This is a genomic window from Salinirubellus litoreus, assembly GCF_037335815.1.
Lineage (GTDB): Archaea > Halobacteriota > Halobacteria > Halobacteriales > Haloarculaceae > Salinirubellus > Salinirubellus litoreus.
Genome location: NZ_CP147841.1, coordinates 579,826 through 593,697 on the forward strand (window position 1 = coordinate 579,826; position 13,872 = coordinate 593,697).

At 68.4% G+C, this 13,872-nt stretch carries 12 protein-coding genes, 2 tRNA genes and 1 rRNA gene; 6 read left to right on the forward strand and 9 right to left on the reverse strand.

Translation table 11 applies throughout. The features are described 5' to 3' along the window. Nucleotides 1–172: 172 nt before the first annotated feature. Nucleotides 173–1,975, reverse strand: a complete 1,803-nt coding sequence (locus tag WDJ58_RS02925; RefSeq protein WP_338916132.1) for a nitrite/sulfite reductase — start codon at nt 1,973–1,975, stop codon at nt 173–175. A 109-nt stretch (nt 1,976–2,084) separates the two neighbouring features. Then, entirely contained in the window at nt 2,085–2,414 is a 330-nt protein-coding gene (locus WDJ58_RS02930; RefSeq protein ID WP_338916133.1) for a hypothetical protein, read from the reverse strand. Nucleotides 2,415–2,743: 329 nt separating this feature from the next. Here WDJ58_RS02930 and WDJ58_RS02935 point away from each other — a divergent pair, with 329 nt between their 5' ends. The 3 genes from WDJ58_RS02935 (at nt 2,744) to WDJ58_RS02945 (ending at nt 3,913) form a co-directional block, all read left to right on the forward strand. After that, complete coding sequence (locus WDJ58_RS02935; RefSeq protein ID WP_338916134.1) at nt 2,744–2,923, forward strand: hypothetical protein; 180 nt, start codon at nt 2,744–2,746, stop codon at nt 2,921–2,923. A gap of 73 nt (nt 2,924–2,996) precedes the next feature. After that, the gene (locus WDJ58_RS02940; protein WP_338916135.1) at nt 2,997–3,656 is read left to right on the forward strand and encodes a DUF7119 family protein; all 660 of its coding nucleotides are present in this window, start codon (nt 2,997–2,999) and stop codon (nt 3,654–3,656) included. A gap of 183 nt (nt 3,657–3,839) precedes the next feature. Then, nucleotides 3,840–3,913, forward strand: a tRNA-Lys gene (locus tag WDJ58_RS02945). A 252-nt stretch (nt 3,914–4,165) separates the two neighbouring features. Here the strand turns inward: WDJ58_RS02945 and WDJ58_RS02950 are convergent. Together WDJ58_RS02950 and WDJ58_RS02955 are read right to left on the reverse strand one after the other, a co-directional pair. Further along, nucleotides 4,166–5,272: an NAD(P)-dependent alcohol dehydrogenase gene (locus WDJ58_RS02950; protein ID WP_338916136.1), complete on the reverse strand. Its 1,107-nt coding sequence runs from the start codon at nt 5,270–5,272 to the stop codon at nt 4,166–4,168. Beyond that, complete coding sequence (locus WDJ58_RS02955; RefSeq protein ID WP_338916137.1) at nt 5,272–6,105, reverse strand: DUF4386 domain-containing protein; 834 nt, start codon at nt 6,103–6,105, stop codon at nt 5,272–5,274. Before WDJ58_RS02955 ends, WDJ58_RS02950 begins: the two co-directional genes overlap by 1 nt. 236 nt (nt 6,106–6,341) lie before the next feature. On the opposite strand from WDJ58_RS02955, the gene WDJ58_RS02960 reads away from it, so the two are divergent. Continuing rightward, the gene (locus tag WDJ58_RS02960) at nt 6,342–7,475 is read left to right on the forward strand and encodes an acyl-CoA dehydrogenase family protein (RefSeq protein ID WP_338916138.1); all 1,134 of its coding nucleotides are present in this window, start codon (nt 6,342–6,344) and stop codon (nt 7,473–7,475) included. Nucleotides 7,476–7,719: 244 nt separating this feature from the next. Beyond that, nucleotides 7,720–8,088, forward strand: coding sequence for a hypothetical protein (locus WDJ58_RS02965; RefSeq protein WP_338916139.1), 369 nt, complete (start codon nt 7,720–7,722; stop codon nt 8,086–8,088). 89 nt (nt 8,089–8,177) lie between these two features. On the opposite strand, the gene WDJ58_RS02970 is transcribed toward WDJ58_RS02965, so the two are convergent. From WDJ58_RS02970 to WDJ58_RS02980, 3 genes are all read right to left on the reverse strand, one after another. Further along, a complete protein-coding gene (locus WDJ58_RS02970) occupies nt 8,178–9,191 on the reverse strand; it encodes an NAD(P)-dependent oxidoreductase (protein WP_338916140.1) in 1,014 nt (337 codons plus the stop codon). A 165-nt stretch (nt 9,192–9,356) separates the two neighbouring features. Continuing rightward, the gene (locus WDJ58_RS02975) at nt 9,357–9,842 is read right to left on the reverse strand and encodes a dihydrofolate reductase (protein ID WP_338916141.1); all 486 of its coding nucleotides are present in this window, start codon (nt 9,840–9,842) and stop codon (nt 9,357–9,359) included. Nucleotides 9,843–9,950: 108 nt separating this feature from the next. Beyond that, the gene (locus WDJ58_RS02980; RefSeq protein WP_338916142.1) at nt 9,951–11,021 is read right to left on the reverse strand and encodes a hypothetical protein; all 1,071 of its coding nucleotides are present in this window, start codon (nt 11,019–11,021) and stop codon (nt 9,951–9,953) included. A gap of 669 nt (nt 11,022–11,690) precedes the next feature. On the opposite strand from WDJ58_RS02980, the gene WDJ58_RS02985 reads away from it, so the two are divergent. Beyond that, nucleotides 11,691–12,842, forward strand: coding sequence for a hypothetical protein (locus WDJ58_RS02985; RefSeq protein WP_338916143.1), 1,152 nt, complete (start codon nt 11,691–11,693; stop codon nt 12,840–12,842). A gap of 431 nt (nt 12,843–13,273) precedes the next feature. On the opposite strand, the gene WDJ58_RS02990 is transcribed toward WDJ58_RS02985, so the two are convergent. Both WDJ58_RS02990 and rrf read right to left on the reverse strand, forming a co-directional pair. Continuing rightward, a tRNA-Cys gene (locus WDJ58_RS02990) sits at nt 13,274–13,348 on the reverse strand. 358 nt (nt 13,349–13,706) lie between these two features. After that, a 5S ribosomal RNA gene (gene rrf, locus WDJ58_RS02995) occupies nt 13,707–13,825 on the reverse strand. Nucleotides 13,826–13,872 lie beyond the last annotated feature (47 nt).

Below are 13,872 nucleotides of genomic sequence, written 5' to 3' on the forward strand. Positions count from 1 at the left end.
GAACCCGCCCTCTACGGCGGACGGGCACCGGAACGGATCGAGAGGTGCGGTCGGCCGGAGAGGCCCGAGCCACGGCGGTCGGCGACCGGAGCGTCGGCGGACTCGAAGGGCGAGGGCTTCGGTGGTGCCCGGTTCCCCCGATCGGGAGAACGGATCCCGGCCCGGGGGCGTATCAGTCGTCCGCCGGGGCGGGCGCGGGGCTGGCGTCCATCCCGTCGTCCTCGGCGTAGGGGTACCACGTCATCTTCGTGTTGTGCATGTAGGGGTCCTCGTAGGAGGTCTCCTCGGGGTCGGCGAGCCCCTCCAGGTCCTCGGCGTCGCGCGCCTCGACGAAGTCGCGGAACGACTCTCGCTCGACGGCTTCGCCGTCTCGCCCTCGTTGTTCCTCCGGAACAACGCCCTCCTCGCGTTCGTCCTCGTAGATCCGGAGGAGGTTCCGGATGTACCCGGGGACCTCGTCGGCGGCGACACGCATCTCGACCCAGTCGGCGAACCGGGGGTCCTCCCCGAGGCCGCCGCCGAGCCCGACGTCGAACGCCTCGACCGGCTCGCCGTCCTTGCGGGTCTTCATCCCCCGCAGGGAGATGTCGGCGATCTGGGGCTGGGCACACGAGGCCGTACAGCCCGAGAGGTGGACGTGGAAGTCCTCGACGCCCTCGGGCACCTCGACGTTCTCCTTGAGCCAGCGGGCGTAGCGGACCATCCGGTTCTTCGTCTCGACGATCGAGAGCGAGCAGTACTCAGTACCTGTACACGCGATCGAGCCACGCATGAACGGGTGCGGGTCCGGCGAGTAGGTCTCCACCAGGGGCTCGTCGAGGAACGAATCGAGGCCGTCTTCCTCGATATCGGCGACGATGAGGTTCTGTCGCTGGGTGATGCCCACGAGTTCGGAGCCGTACGCCTCGGCGAGGTCGGCGAGTTCGATCACGTCGGCGGCACCCATCCGGCCGACGAGCACCGAGAGGCCGACGGCGTACGTCCCGTCGTTCTGCTCGGTGACGCCCACGTAGTCGCCGCGGGCGTCGGCGCGACCGGCGTTGTAGTCGTACCCCTCCCTGAGGTCCTCGCCCGCGGCGGGAAGCTCGTAGTCGACGTACTCCTCCTGGAGCACCTCCCGGAGCTTCTCGGTCCCCCACTCGTCGACGAGGAACTTGATGCGGGCGTTGAACCGGTCCTCGCGGTCGCCGTGGTCGCGGAAGAGCGCGGAGAGCCCGGCCGAGACGTCCGTCACGTCCTCGGGCCGGCAGAAGACGTCGATGTCGCGGGCGAAGCGGGGCTCCTTGCGCGCGAGGCCGCCGCCGACGCGGACGTTGAACCCCTTCACCTCCTCGCCGTCGAGTTCCTTGGTCGCGGGCTCGAACGCGAGGTCGTTGATGTCGCCCTGACCCGCTCCCCGGGTGTCGCCGGTGACGGAGACCTTCCATTTGCGCGGGAGGTTCGAGTAGGCGGGGTTGCCCTTGAACTCCGACTGGAGCTCCTGGACGACCGGCCAGACGTCGAGGTGCTCCCCGGCGTCGCGGCCGGCCAGCGGCGAGCCGACGATGTTCCGCCAGGAGTCACCGCAGGCCTGGATGGTCGAGAGGCCCGCGTCCTCCAGCTTCTCGAATATCTGGGGTACGTCCTCCAGACGGATCCAGTGGAGCTGGATCGACTGGCGGGTCGTCCAGTCGCAGTAGGCGGCCCCGAACTCGGGGTTCTCGGCGGGTCCGGTGGCGTACTCGTTTGCGACTTCGCCGACGACCCGCAGCTGGGCGGGCGTGATCCGGCCCATCGGCGTCCCGATGCGCATCATGAAGTACGACTCCTGGCCCTTCCGCTGGTGGTACAGCCCCCACCACTTGAACCGCTCGAACCAGGCGTCGCGCTCGTCCTCCGGGATGGACTCCCATCCCTGCTCGGCGAACTCGAAGAGACGGTCACGGACCTCGACGCCGTAGACCTCGTCCTTCCAGCCCTCGACCTTGCTCGGCATACGCGGGTAGACGCCCGCCCCGTACAAACCCCCACCCGTCGCGTCGATGCTCACCGGTGATTCCCGAAACCGGAAGCCCTTGCCGGGGCGCGGGTCGACCGGGGGCGGCCTACTCCGGGACGGGAGGCGAGCAGGTCCTGCGAGCCGGGAGGTGGACGCTCGTGGGGTCGACGGGGCGGAACCGGCCGTCGACGACCCGCCCGAGTTCGAGCCAGTCGGTGACGCCGCTCTCTCCACACCGGATGCACTGGCCGGCGACGCGCGCCTCGACCGAGCGGCCGTCGACCGACACCTCGACGAATCCCTCGGCGAGCAGGTCAGTCACGGAACAGCTACAGAACCCGCCGACGATCGGCCAGAGGTCGCCGACGTTCACCTCCCGGGAGTCGTCGACGCTCAGCCAGGCCCCGTCGTCGAGCTGGTGGACGCTGGTGACCACGACCGCACGGAGAGGTCGAAGGGGCCTGTATCCGATGGTCCCTGCCGGACTCGCCGCGTGTCATCAGATCCGGTGACACCGCCCGGCGACGAGAACGGCGGGGAGAGCGGCGACTACCGCGCTCGGAGCGGCGAGGACCCGACCGTATGGGGCGAGCGCGAAAGCGGCAACCGGGTCCGGTTCCGGGGTCCGTCGGTACGTACTGCGGGTGAAGGCGGCCTTATGCACGCCGCCCGGTTACGGTTCGGTGTGAACGACGACGAACGATCCGCACGTCAGCACGCCCCGGCCGACGTCGCACCCGAGCTCCACTGGGAGGGTGACGACGAGTGACCGACGAACCGGAGCGGGTGGACACGAGCCACCTCGACGGCGTCGAGGACGGCTGTGGCTGTGCTGAGGTCTGGGAGCACCTCTCGGAGGGTCGCGGATCCGGGACGGACGGCGAGACAGACGTGGAAGCCGACGGCGAGGAGGACGCCCCGATCGCCGGCGTGGGCGAGCCGTGACCGACGGACGGGACGCGCGAGGCCCCGAGATGGGACGGGAAGCTTTTATCCGGAGTCGCCGTACGCCGTGACGATGAGGGACGCCGACGGACCGCCGACCGACCGGGAGTCGCCGGTCGGCGAACCGGTCATCCGTGGCGATCCGGACGTTGCCGGCGAGCACGCGGCCCGGTTCGACCCGGACGACCCCGAGAGCGTCGAGGCGGCCGCCCGGACGGTCAGGGCGTTCGCCGGCAGCTCCGCCGACGGGACCGACAACGTCTACGTCCTCCAGGGGGCGGCCGCGTGTGCCGCGCTCGTCCGTGGCATCGGCTCGTACAAGGCGGCCGCCGAACGCGCCGACGAGGACGCGACCGTCTCGTTCATCCGCAAGTGGGCGCGGGTCCACGACCTCCCGAGACCCATCCGGCGGTACGTCGCCACCGGCCGCATCGCCCCGACGGCGGCCAAGCACATCGCCCGCTTAACCGGCGAGGCCCGCTACACGCTCGCGTGGGCCGCCCTCGACCACGGCCTCACCGTGCGGGAGATACGCGCCGTGGTCTCGCGGGTGAACAAGAACCAGACCGTCGAGGAGGCGCTGCTCGCCGAGGGGGTCAGGCTCGGCGAGATGCAGGTGCGACTCCCACCGGGGACCTACCGACGGCTCCGCCGGGCCGCCGCCGTCGAGGACGCCGAACCCGACGATCTGCTCGCCGACGCCGTCGACACGTACCTCGACAGCGAGGAGTGACCGCCCAGACGAGGTGACCATCGTGGGACTCGAGGCCCTACGACCGACAGCCCGCCGACGAATCTGCTCCGGGCGCACTCCTGGGGTCGATTCCGTGTAGGTGCCACTGCGCCGCGCTTGGGGGATGCACGCCCCAGGGACAGTCGTAAACGTTTACCCCGGACCGCTCTCACCTCCCGGTGAGGGCCGATAGCTCAGTCCGGCAGAGCGTCTGGCTTTTAACCAGACGGTCGGGGGTTCAAATCCCTCTCGGCCCGCTCCTGCGAGGAACAGCGAGGCCCGAGCGATGCGAGGGCCTCGTATGAACGGCGAACGCAGTGAGCCGTGAACGGACGTGACGAGCGGAGCGGCCCGGAGGGATTTCGAACCCTGCCGCGAGTGAGCGAAGGGAACGAAGCGGCTCCGGTTCAATATCCCTCTCGGCCCGCTTCTCGTGTGCGAGCGACGGCGAGCATCGAGAGCGAACGCCGACGGGATTTCGAACTCCGACGGGCCACGAGCGTGGCCGTCTATGCCGCACTCGTCTCCGACCGATCACTCGCGGCTGTGGCCGCGAGGTCCCCTCCTTCGTTCGGCCCCCGTACCGCGACCATCACCTTCCCCGTGGCACGTCCCGCTTCCAGGTAGCGGATCGCCTCGGGAACGTCCGTCAGTTCGTACTCCCTGTCGATCACCGGGGTGATATCACCGGCCACGAGGCGCTCGCCGACGAACGCCAGGTCCTCCGGATTCGTCCGCAGCATCAGGTTCGTCAGCCGCTTCGTCCCGGTCATCGACAGCAGGGGACCGAAGACCACGGTTCGGACGAATCGGCTCGTGGGTCCGCCGACCATGACGTAGCGACCCTCCGGGCGCAGCGCGCGACGGTACGCCGAGAGCGAGTGCGAAGCCGCGGTGTCGACGATCAGGTCGTACGTCCGTCCGCTCTCGGTGGCGTCCTCCCGGGTGTAGTCGACGACGTGATCGGCCCCGAGCGAACGCACCAGCTCCACCTTCGCCGTACTGCACACGCCGGTCACCTCGGCCCCGAACCAGTTCGCGAGCTGGACCGCGAACGTCCCCACGCCGCCCGACGCGCCGTTGACGAGGACCCGCTCTCCGGCCCGTATCCCGCCCTCGTCGCGGAGCGCCTGGAGGGCGGCGACCGCCGCGGTCGGGACGGCCGCCGCGTCCTCGAACGTGACGCCGGCCGGTTTCGACGCCAGCACGTCCTCGGGCGCGCAGACGTACTCGGCGAACGCGCCGAACCCGGACGTGGAGAGGTCGCCGAACACCTCGTCACCCGGCTCGAACCGCGTCACTGCCTCGCCGACGGCCTCGACCCGTCCGGCGACGTCGACGCCGAGGGGCCCCGATCTCGGCCGCGTGATCCCGCCGTAGATCAGCCGGACGAGGAACGGCGACCCCCGCATGAGATGTCGGTCACCCGCGTTCACCGAGGCCGCACGGACCGCGATCAGCACCTCGTCGGCCGCGGGGGTCGGCCGTTCGACCGTCGCGAGTTCGAGCACGTCGGGACCTCCGTATCTCGAACGCACGATCGCCCGCATCGTCCCGTCGTTCCCTCCCGCTCCGAGGGCCGTCACCCCCGGATCCGTGGCTGTCGTCCCCGCCATCAGTCGGTCACCCCCGTCGTCGCCGGCCGGCCCCGCACACCGCGCACGAGGAGGTAGAGCGCCAGCGAGACCTCGCCGACCACGGCCGTCAGGAGGACGATCGAGGTGGCGATCGGTTCGTAGCCGGGGAGCAGGAAGAACGTCAGGCTCTCGATCAGGTACCCGACGGCCGCGACGACCACCAGGACGCCCAGCACCGCCGGGAAGAGGTCGGAGCGGTAGAGCAGGTAGCCGAGGACGAGGAGGTGGAGCCCGAAGAAGACGCCGGCGACGAGATACCCGTAGCCGTGTGCGTCGAGGAAGAACAGCGCCAGCGCCTGTAGCTGGACCGGCTCGAAGGCGGTCAGGTACTCGCCCTCGGTCAGGAGCAGCAGGGCCGCGTACTGGTTGAGCAGGTTGAGGCTCGCGATCGCGGGGTGTGCGATCAGCCGCAGCGTCGCGGCGATCAGCGCGAGCGTCCGGTTCACCGGCCGCAGGAGGGCGTAGAGCAGTACGGCCACGACCGCGTCGGCCGAGAACGCGACCAGGTCGCTCACGATCCCGAGACGGAACAGCCCCTCCGAGGCCAGGATGTTGGCGGCCGTCGCGGCGGCGTCCCCGGGAACGAGGAGGGTAGCACGGACGTATCCCTCGCTGAACCCGGCGGTGACGATGATGACGAGGTAGAGCAGCCCCGCGATCCTCGCCGTCCGCCTGTTCGCCCCGAGTCCCGTCCGTGAATCACTCGACTCGAGGACCGAACCTCCGGCGGCCGTCGCCCCGGCAGGCGTCGTCCCGGCGGGCGTGCCCGCCAGGGGTCGACTCTCGCCGGCGTATTCGTTACTATCGTCCATGATAATACTGGCCGTATTTCTGGACGTCAGCGGAGATAACCCTTCGCGTCGCGCCCGGATACGTCCGGATACGGGCGATCACGGGGGCGCTCCGGCGGGTCCCTGCATCCGAAACCGAACCGGCCGCCCGTCTATCGGAACGGCAGCGAGTGTGCCCGCGGAGAGCCGTCGCCGGTTCGATCGTCGTGCCGTCCTCTCGTCGACACTATCAAGCCGCCACCTTCCGAGCCGGTGGTATGGGAACGAACGACGGCGAGGCGGTCGCGATGGCGCGCGACCTCGCCGAGGGGATCGCGGACCGGGCCGCCGAGGCCGACCGCGAGGGCAGTCTCCCGGAAGCGGACGTGCGGGCGCTCGCCGAGAGCGGCTACCTCGGGCTCACGGTCCCCCGAGAGTACGGCGGCCGGGGGGCGTCGATGCGCAAGACGGTCGCGGCCCACCTCGAACTCTCGAAGGCGAGCGCCTCGACCGGGCTCGTGGCCGCGATGAACCTCCACCTGGTCGGGACCGAGCGCGAACATCGGGTCTGGTCGGAGGCGCATCGAGAGGAACTGTTCCGGGCCGCCGCGGACGGCGCGCTGCTGAACTCCGTCGCGAGCGAGCCCGCACTCGGGAGTCCCTCGCACGGACAGGTCTACGAGACGACCGCCGAACCGACCGGCGACGGCCTCCGGATCGACGGGCACAAGACCTGGATCACCGGCGGGAGACACCTCACGCACCTGCTCGTCCGGCTCGACCTCGGCGGGGAGCCCGCACAGGTCCTCGTCGAGGGCGACCGCGACGGGCTCCGATGGGACGAGACGTGGGGCGACGCTCTGAGCCTGCGCGCGAGCGACAGTCACGACCTCCACCTGGAGGACGTCGTCGTCCCCGAGGGAAACGTCCTGATCCGCGGTGAGGGCCCCGACACCGACCGCGGCTGGTTCCTCGCCCTGGTCGGGGCGACCTACCTCGGGACGGCGCTCGCGGCCCGGGACGCGCTCGTCGAGTACGCGAACGAGCGGACCCCGACGGCGCTGGACGAGCCGATCGCCACCCTCCCGAAGATCAGGCGGCAGGTCGGCGACCTCGACTCGCGGCTTCGGGCCGCCGAGTCGTTCCTCCTCGCCGCGGCGGAAGGCTGGCCCGGCGATCCGGAACGGAACGGGGAGCAGGTCCCCCGGATCGTGGCGGCCAAGGAGTTCGCGACGAACACCGCCATCGACGCCGCCGGCGAGGCCCTCCGGATCGCCGGCGGGGCCGGCATCTCCCCGTCGCTCCCCTTCGAGCGGTACTTCCGGGACGTCCAGGCCGGCCCGATGCACCCGCCCTCGGGCGAGGAGGCCCTGGAGCAGGTCGGCGGCGACGCACTCGAAATCGACGACTGATAGGGGTTATAGTAGCCGGCCGGAGGATTCGGCTCGCTGATACGGGTCGGGCGGCGTGGCCCTGGAACGAGACGGTACGAGTAACGACGATAACCCCTATGATTCCCCGGAGTGGCGACGCCGGAATCGAGACGCCCCCGGCGGCGACCCCGAGGTCCCGACGAGGGGAAGCCTTGTTCACAGCTCGATTCGAGGCCAAATTTTATATAGGATTTATTATTGACGGGAGGTAACTACGACGTGGATGAGCAACGTCGAGGGGGGGTTGACGGGGGGAGTCCGCGCCGCCATCCGGGAGGAGCGGCTCGGAGCCGTGCGAACGAGGCTCTGGATCGTGGTGTTCGTGTTCTTCTGCGTCGGAGACCTGGTGACCACGCACGTCGGGCTCTCGATGCGCGGCGTCGTCGAGGCCGGGCCGGTGGTCGCGCCGCTGCTTCGGGAACACGGGCTGGGCGCCATGCTCGGATTGAAGGGCGCGACCGTCGGGGGGGCCTACGGGGTCGCCAGGCTCGCACCCGACCCACAGTCCATCGGTGTCCCGCTCGGACTGGCCCTGGTCGGCGTGCTCGTGACCGGGTGGAACCTGATCGTGCTCGGTCTCAGCGTGTTCTGATCGGGGGCACCGCAAGTATCGTCGATACCGTCGATACCGATAGAGGCGCTACCGTCGCCGGTCGAGTAGGGAGCGCCGACGGTCGCGGATCAGAACGGGTCCGGGCCGCGGGCGTGGTCCGGTATCTCGCCCCGGTAGGCCGAACGCAGGGCCACCCCGTCCAGATTGACCGTCGTCTCCGGGATACGGCCCTCGTAGACGGTCCGGACGTTCTCGGCCGCGCCGCGGTCCTTCGCGGGCACGGACTTCAGCGTCGAGCCGGCGCTGTGTGGCGTCACGACGACGTTCTCGAGGTCGAACAGCGGGTCGTCCTCGGGGGCCGGTTCCTCGGGAAACACGTCGATACCGGCACCGTGTATCGTCCCCGAAGCGAGAGCCGAGACGAGGGCGTCGTGGTCGACGAGGCCGCCGCGCGCGGTGTTGACGAGGATGCCGTCCTCGCCGAGCGCCCGGAGTTCGGCCCCGCCGACGACAGCCCGCGTCTCGTCGGTCAGCGGCGCGTGGAGACAGACCACGTCAGCGATCCCGAACAGCTCGGAAACGCTCCCGACGGCCTCGACACTCCCGGGAAGCTCCTCTGACGTCTTGTAGGGGTCGTACGCGATCGGACGCATTCCGAACCCGGCCGCGAGCCGCGTCACCAGGCTCCCGACGTCACCACAGCCGAACACGCCCAGCGTATCGCCCTCCAGTTCGGGCGCGAGGTAGCCGTGTTTCTCCCAGACGCCCTCCCGGACGTCCGCATCGGCGATGCGGAGCCCCTTGCGGATCGCGAGGACGAACGCGAGCGTGTGCTCGGCGACGGCCCGTGTGTTCGCCCCGCGGACGTTACAGACGAGGACGCCGAGATCCGTCGCCGCGTCGACGTCGACGGGGTCGAGTCCGACGCCCGACTGGGTGACCAGCTTCAGGTTCGTTGCCCGTTCGAGCCGCTCGCGGGGGAGCGACAGCGACTTCACGACGATCGCGTCGAAGCGGTCGATGTCGGCGTCGAGCGCCGCCCCGTCGGCGTACTCGGTCGTCACGGTGACCTCGGCGAAGTCGTCGAGCACCTCGTGGGCGGCCTCCTGCAGCGGCCGGGGCGTGAGCACGTTCCACGTCATGCTCCCTCACGGGTACCCCCCGACAACTATCTTTCCCCGATCGATCGCCGACGCCCCGCGGCGAGGGTCCGGGTGACGCCGACGAGTCGGAACTCCCGGGAACTTCCGACTTCGACCCCGTGCCCGACGGACCGAACGAACCCCAAGGCTCGAACGAACGGGGGTCTAGTCCTCGTCCCTGCGGAGCCACTCCTCGAGCGTGAATCCCTCGTACTCGGTCGTCCCCACGAGCCGCCACTCGGCCTCGTCGAACTCGGGGTAGAAACTGTCGGCCTCGTAGCGCCCCGGGACCCGGCTAAGGTACATCCGGTCGAGGTGCGGCTGGAACAGACGGTAGACTTCCGCGCCGCCGAGGACGTACCCCACCTCCGCGCCGAGTGTCGCAAGCACCTCGATGGCTTCCTCGACGCTCGCGGCGTGGTGGGCCGTCGGGACATCGAACTCCCGTTCGGACCGGCTCATGACGACCTGCGCGGAGCCGGGGAGGTCGTCGAGCATCGACTCGAACGTCCGTCGCCCGAGGACGACCGGGGAGCCCGAGACGCGCTCGCGGTACTGCTTCCGGTCCGCCTTCAGGGAGTCCCACGGGAGCTCGCCGTCCTTCCCGATGGCGCGGTTCTCCGCGACCGCCGCGACCGAGGCCAGTTCCATACCCCACACCTGGATCCCGGACGGAATAAATCGGTGAGAAGCGGCGAGGGAGAACGGACCGCGGACGGCCGGACGGTCCGCAGGTCGGTACGGACGGGGGCGTCCGGATCAGCCCCGCACGGGGAGGTACGCGAAGACGATGACGAACATCGCGGCCAGACCCGAGAGGATGGTGACTCCCCAGAGGCCGTTCTGTCGCTCCGTGAAGTAGTCCTGGCGGCCGAGGTCCTCCTGGTATCCCACGACCTCCTGGGAGAGGATCACCGAGTCGCCCTGGAAGTGGACGACGCGCTGCTGGCCGTTCAGCGTCACGTTGGCTCCCTCGCTGAGCTCGATGGTGTTCGTCTGCGGACCGGTCCACTCGAGGACGATACCCGTCGCAGTCACGTTCGCCACGGTCGTCTCGTTGTTCCGGAAGGTCAGCGAGTCACCCTCCTGGATCTGACCCACGTCGGGGGCGGGGAGATACTCGCCGAGGAGCCGGGTGGTGCCGTTGGACGCGAAGACGACGTACCGCTGGCCGTCGTCGCGGGTGACGGTCCGGTTCTCGACGGCCGGATCGGCCGAGAGCCGCTGGCTCACGTTGAACTGCTGGACCATCCGGAACGAGCTCGGATCGGTCTCGTTCGGGGTCAGCACCCGGTAGTCGTCACCCCACTCCAGTCGGACCTCCTCGGCCGTGACCTCCGTGACGGTGGTCGCGTTCCCCCGGTAGACGAACGTATCGTTGGACGCGAACGTGGCCGTCGCGTTCCCGTCCCGCACCAGCGAGAAGTTCGACGGGGACTCGACGTCCGGGATGGAGACGGTCGTCTCGCTCCCGTTGAACTGCACGGTGTCGCCCTCGGCGAGGGTCGCCGCGTAGTAGGCCTCCTGGTCTGAGAACGACAGCCGGACCGGGGAGACCGTGGTGTTGTTCGCGACGGTCGCCGTGAACTGCGCCGATTCGTTGGTCCACATGAGGGTGCCGCTGGGCGCGCCCTCGCCCCCGCTCGCGTTGCCGGCACTCAGGTTGCCCACGACGTACTCGCGCTCATCGACGGTGAACGTATCGCCCTGTCCGTAGGACTGGCCCGCCACGTCGATGGCGGGCTCCTCGGCGACGGCGATGACGGAGTACGCGCTCGCCCCCATGAGGAGGAAGAACGCGAAGTATATCGCCGCGACTCGTCGTTGCATAGTCGGGACCATGGAATCGCCGGGTATAGTCGTTACTTTTCACGCTCCCGCGAGGCCTCCGTGTCCCCGACGTGATCGCCCCGTGAACGACCGCCTCTCGGCCCGGCGACCGGTCGAGCGGTGATCGGAATCATGAACGGGGTTGGTCGGGCTCGCCCGCCGTCGTGAGCTCGGCGAGGACATCGTGTTCGATAGCGTCCGCTCGCTCTCGTCGAGCGAGTGCCCGTGAAGCGTGACACCGTGGTCGTTTGAAAACGGTGATAGCTAGCACATCCCGTCGGCCACCTCGAACGACAGTTCGTCGGAGCGGTGGGTACTCGTCGTGTTCCAGACGGTATTCGGCTGAAACGTCTCGATGACCCCCACATAGGAGAGCTGCGAAGCTTCCGAACGATCCAGCCGTATGCAATCCGGAGACGCTCCCGGTGGCGACATCCTTCGCTGTTCGAACCCGTCCGATGCGGACGCGCTCGTTCTCGGCGTCGTACACTCCGCTGGACCGGATGGCTCGGAGCGTCTCCTCCGGGCCTCGTCGAGGAACATCTCCAGTTTACGGTCGAGACCGGCCGTGTCGCAGTCGGCCTCGCTCGTGACTCGCGTCGGGGCACGGCCGTTTCACAGTTTGTTCCGGTACGAAAGAATTTGAATTAACTACCCCTACTCAAACCGATGCCTGACCCAACCGACACCTTCGGCCTGCACCGGCCGGACATGGGAACGACTGACTGGCACGTCCCGCTCAACGAGAACTTCGAGACGATCGATACGGTTCTCGCAGGGCTCTCCAGTAGCTCCGGCGCGACCAGCGGTCCGTGGGACACCAAACTCGTCGGCTCCAACGATATCGAGAACCCCCGCCCCGGCCTCGGCGAGGCGATTCGGGCCGCGATCGACAACGGCCGGCCGTGTATCGACGTCCGCGGGGCCTGGTCGATGGGAACAGGTGTCAAGTTCAGTTCGGCGAGTGACACGCCCGCGACCGGGTCACCCCCGCGGCGCCTGCCAGTCATCATCGACGCCACCGGTGCAATCGTCGAGTATACGGGCTCGGGCTGGGCGTTCACGAACGACTGTACGGGGAACGTAGGGGGCCAGATCGCGGGCGGACGCTTCGAACTCCACGGCGGCGTCTGGGCGAACACCGGAAACGCCACCGGGTTCATCCGCGGCATCGACGTCAACTTCAACGAATACCTCCCGCAAACGACGAGGGAGTTCCCCATCGTCTATCAGCCCGAGATCGGCAACCGCTGGTGTGAGTCGAACGTGTTCGGCGGCCAGCACCACACCCCCCGTATCGGTATCAAGGCTGTCAGTCCCCGGGGCGTCTCCTTCCAGGATAACTACGTCCGTAACATCCAGCTCGGTATCTTCCGCGAGTACGCGTTCGATCTCTCGGGGAACTGGAACGACTGCAAGTTCGAGAACCCGACCTGTATCGCAGGGGGTGAGGGAGCAGCGGCGTTCCGGAACAATGGGAATCTCGGCGGAACGACCATCGACAATCTCGAACTCGAGGACGCGACCCAGGGGCTCGATCATTACTACGTCATCAAGATCGGCCCGGATGCGGCGGCGCGCGGTCCCGACTTCGACGGGGGCAAACACGACTTCGTCCGGTCGAAGAAGAACCTGGAATTCGTCGATCCCTCGAACGCCACGGGCCCGTGGCACGTCTGGCTGACCGAGACGAACCGGGGGGCCAAGCACGAGTACCGGATATGCGGTGACGAAAACGGGTTCGGCACCCAGCAGTGCCGCATCTTCGACGGCAACGGGCACCGCGTCGAGACGGCCGACCACCCCAACAACTGGCTCTGACCCGGGACCGAGTGCGCGACTGAGTACACCTACATTTGACCCTGGGACCGATACGACGAGTCGCAACTGGGCGAGAACGACGGCGGCGCCAACAGCTCGGGTAGCCTCCCGATTGACACTGATGAGACGCTGGATCTCCGACGTTGAATACAACACATTACCCGTGTACGCGACACCATGGTCGTGGCCGCTTTCGAGACAGACCTCGGGGACCCCGTCCCCGAGACGGATGCTCGTCGAGTCGTCGGTAGGTCGTCCTTCTCCCCTGGCTCGATCAGAACAGAAACCTGACCGAACTCGTTGAGCGTACTGGAGGACTACCTCATGCCCACCCCGATCTCGTCGGGCGAATTCGGGTTCGTCTCTTTCCCGTCTCCGAGAGCCCGAAGTCATCAGTACGAGAGAGGAGAGGCTCTACACGTAGAGATTCAAGCCACGGCCCGGATTTGAACCGGGGTATAGCTGCTCTGCAGGCAGCCGCGTAAGCCGGACTCTGCCACCGTGGCTCGCGCTCGACTCTAGCGCCGAGATTCGTTTAAGCGTAGCGGTACGGGTTCACGTCGTCACCCGAGGCCGCCACGGCAGTCCGACCACGCCAGTGGACGGACCCGGCGTGGAGCCAGCCGGGGCTACCGTCCTCATCGTTCTATTGCTCGCTGAAACGACGAGTGCCCGACCGGTGTCGCCACTGGTCGGGCATGAGTACGAGCGGCGCGGTGCGGCCGCTCTTCGTGTGATGAATGAAGTATGAGTGGTAGGCGGCGAACCACCAGTTTCGGGGGTCGACAGACCCGTTTCCGGATCCACCGGGACGAACCCTGCGTGGTTCCGAATCGGGGTCCTCGCCCCGCACTTGGCCCCTCGCTCTCGCGAGGCAGTTTTCCCAGAGGCTCGCGCACTCCAGTACTCGCCGGAACGCTGGCGGGCTTAACTTCCGTGTTCGGGATGGGTACGGGTGTTTCCCCGCCGCTTTGGCCGCCTTAACGCCGACCCACGGAGTCGAACCGTGGCGAGTCCATAGTCGGTGGCA

Excerpts from the sequence above, each read along its gene's own strand:
- WDJ58_RS02925 (WP_338916132.1), bottom strand. The coding sequence starts at position 1,975 with ATGCCGAGCAAGGTCGAGGGCTGGAAGGACGAGGTCTACGGCGTCGAG.
- WDJ58_RS02940 (WP_338916135.1), top strand. The coding sequence starts at position 2,997 with ATGAGGGACGCCGACGGACCGCCGACCGACCGGGAGTCGCCGGTCGGC.
- WDJ58_RS02950 (WP_338916136.1), bottom strand. The coding sequence starts at position 5,272 with ATGGCGGGGACGACAGCCACGGATCCGGGGGTGACGGCCCTCGGAGCG.
- WDJ58_RS02955 (WP_338916137.1), bottom strand. The coding sequence starts at position 6,105 with ATGGACGATAGTAACGAATACGCCGGCGAGAGTCGACCCCTGGCGGGC.
- WDJ58_RS02960 (WP_338916138.1), top strand. The coding sequence starts at position 6,342 with ATGGGAACGAACGACGGCGAGGCGGTCGCGATGGCGCGCGACCTCGCC.
- WDJ58_RS02965 (WP_338916139.1), top strand. The coding sequence starts at position 7,720 with ATGAGCAACGTCGAGGGGGGGTTGACGGGGGGAGTCCGCGCCGCCATC.
- WDJ58_RS02970 (WP_338916140.1), bottom strand. The coding sequence starts at position 9,191 with ATGACGTGGAACGTGCTCACGCCCCGGCCGCTGCAGGAGGCCGCCCAC.
- WDJ58_RS02975 (WP_338916141.1), bottom strand. The coding sequence starts at position 9,842 with ATGGAACTGGCCTCGGTCGCGGCGGTCGCGGAGAACCGCGCCATCGGG.
- WDJ58_RS02980 (WP_338916142.1), bottom strand. The coding sequence starts at position 11,021 with ATGCAACGACGAGTCGCGGCGATATACTTCGCGTTCTTCCTCCTCATG.
- WDJ58_RS02985 (WP_338916143.1), top strand. The coding sequence starts at position 11,691 with ATGCCTGACCCAACCGACACCTTCGGCCTGCACCGGCCGGACATGGGA.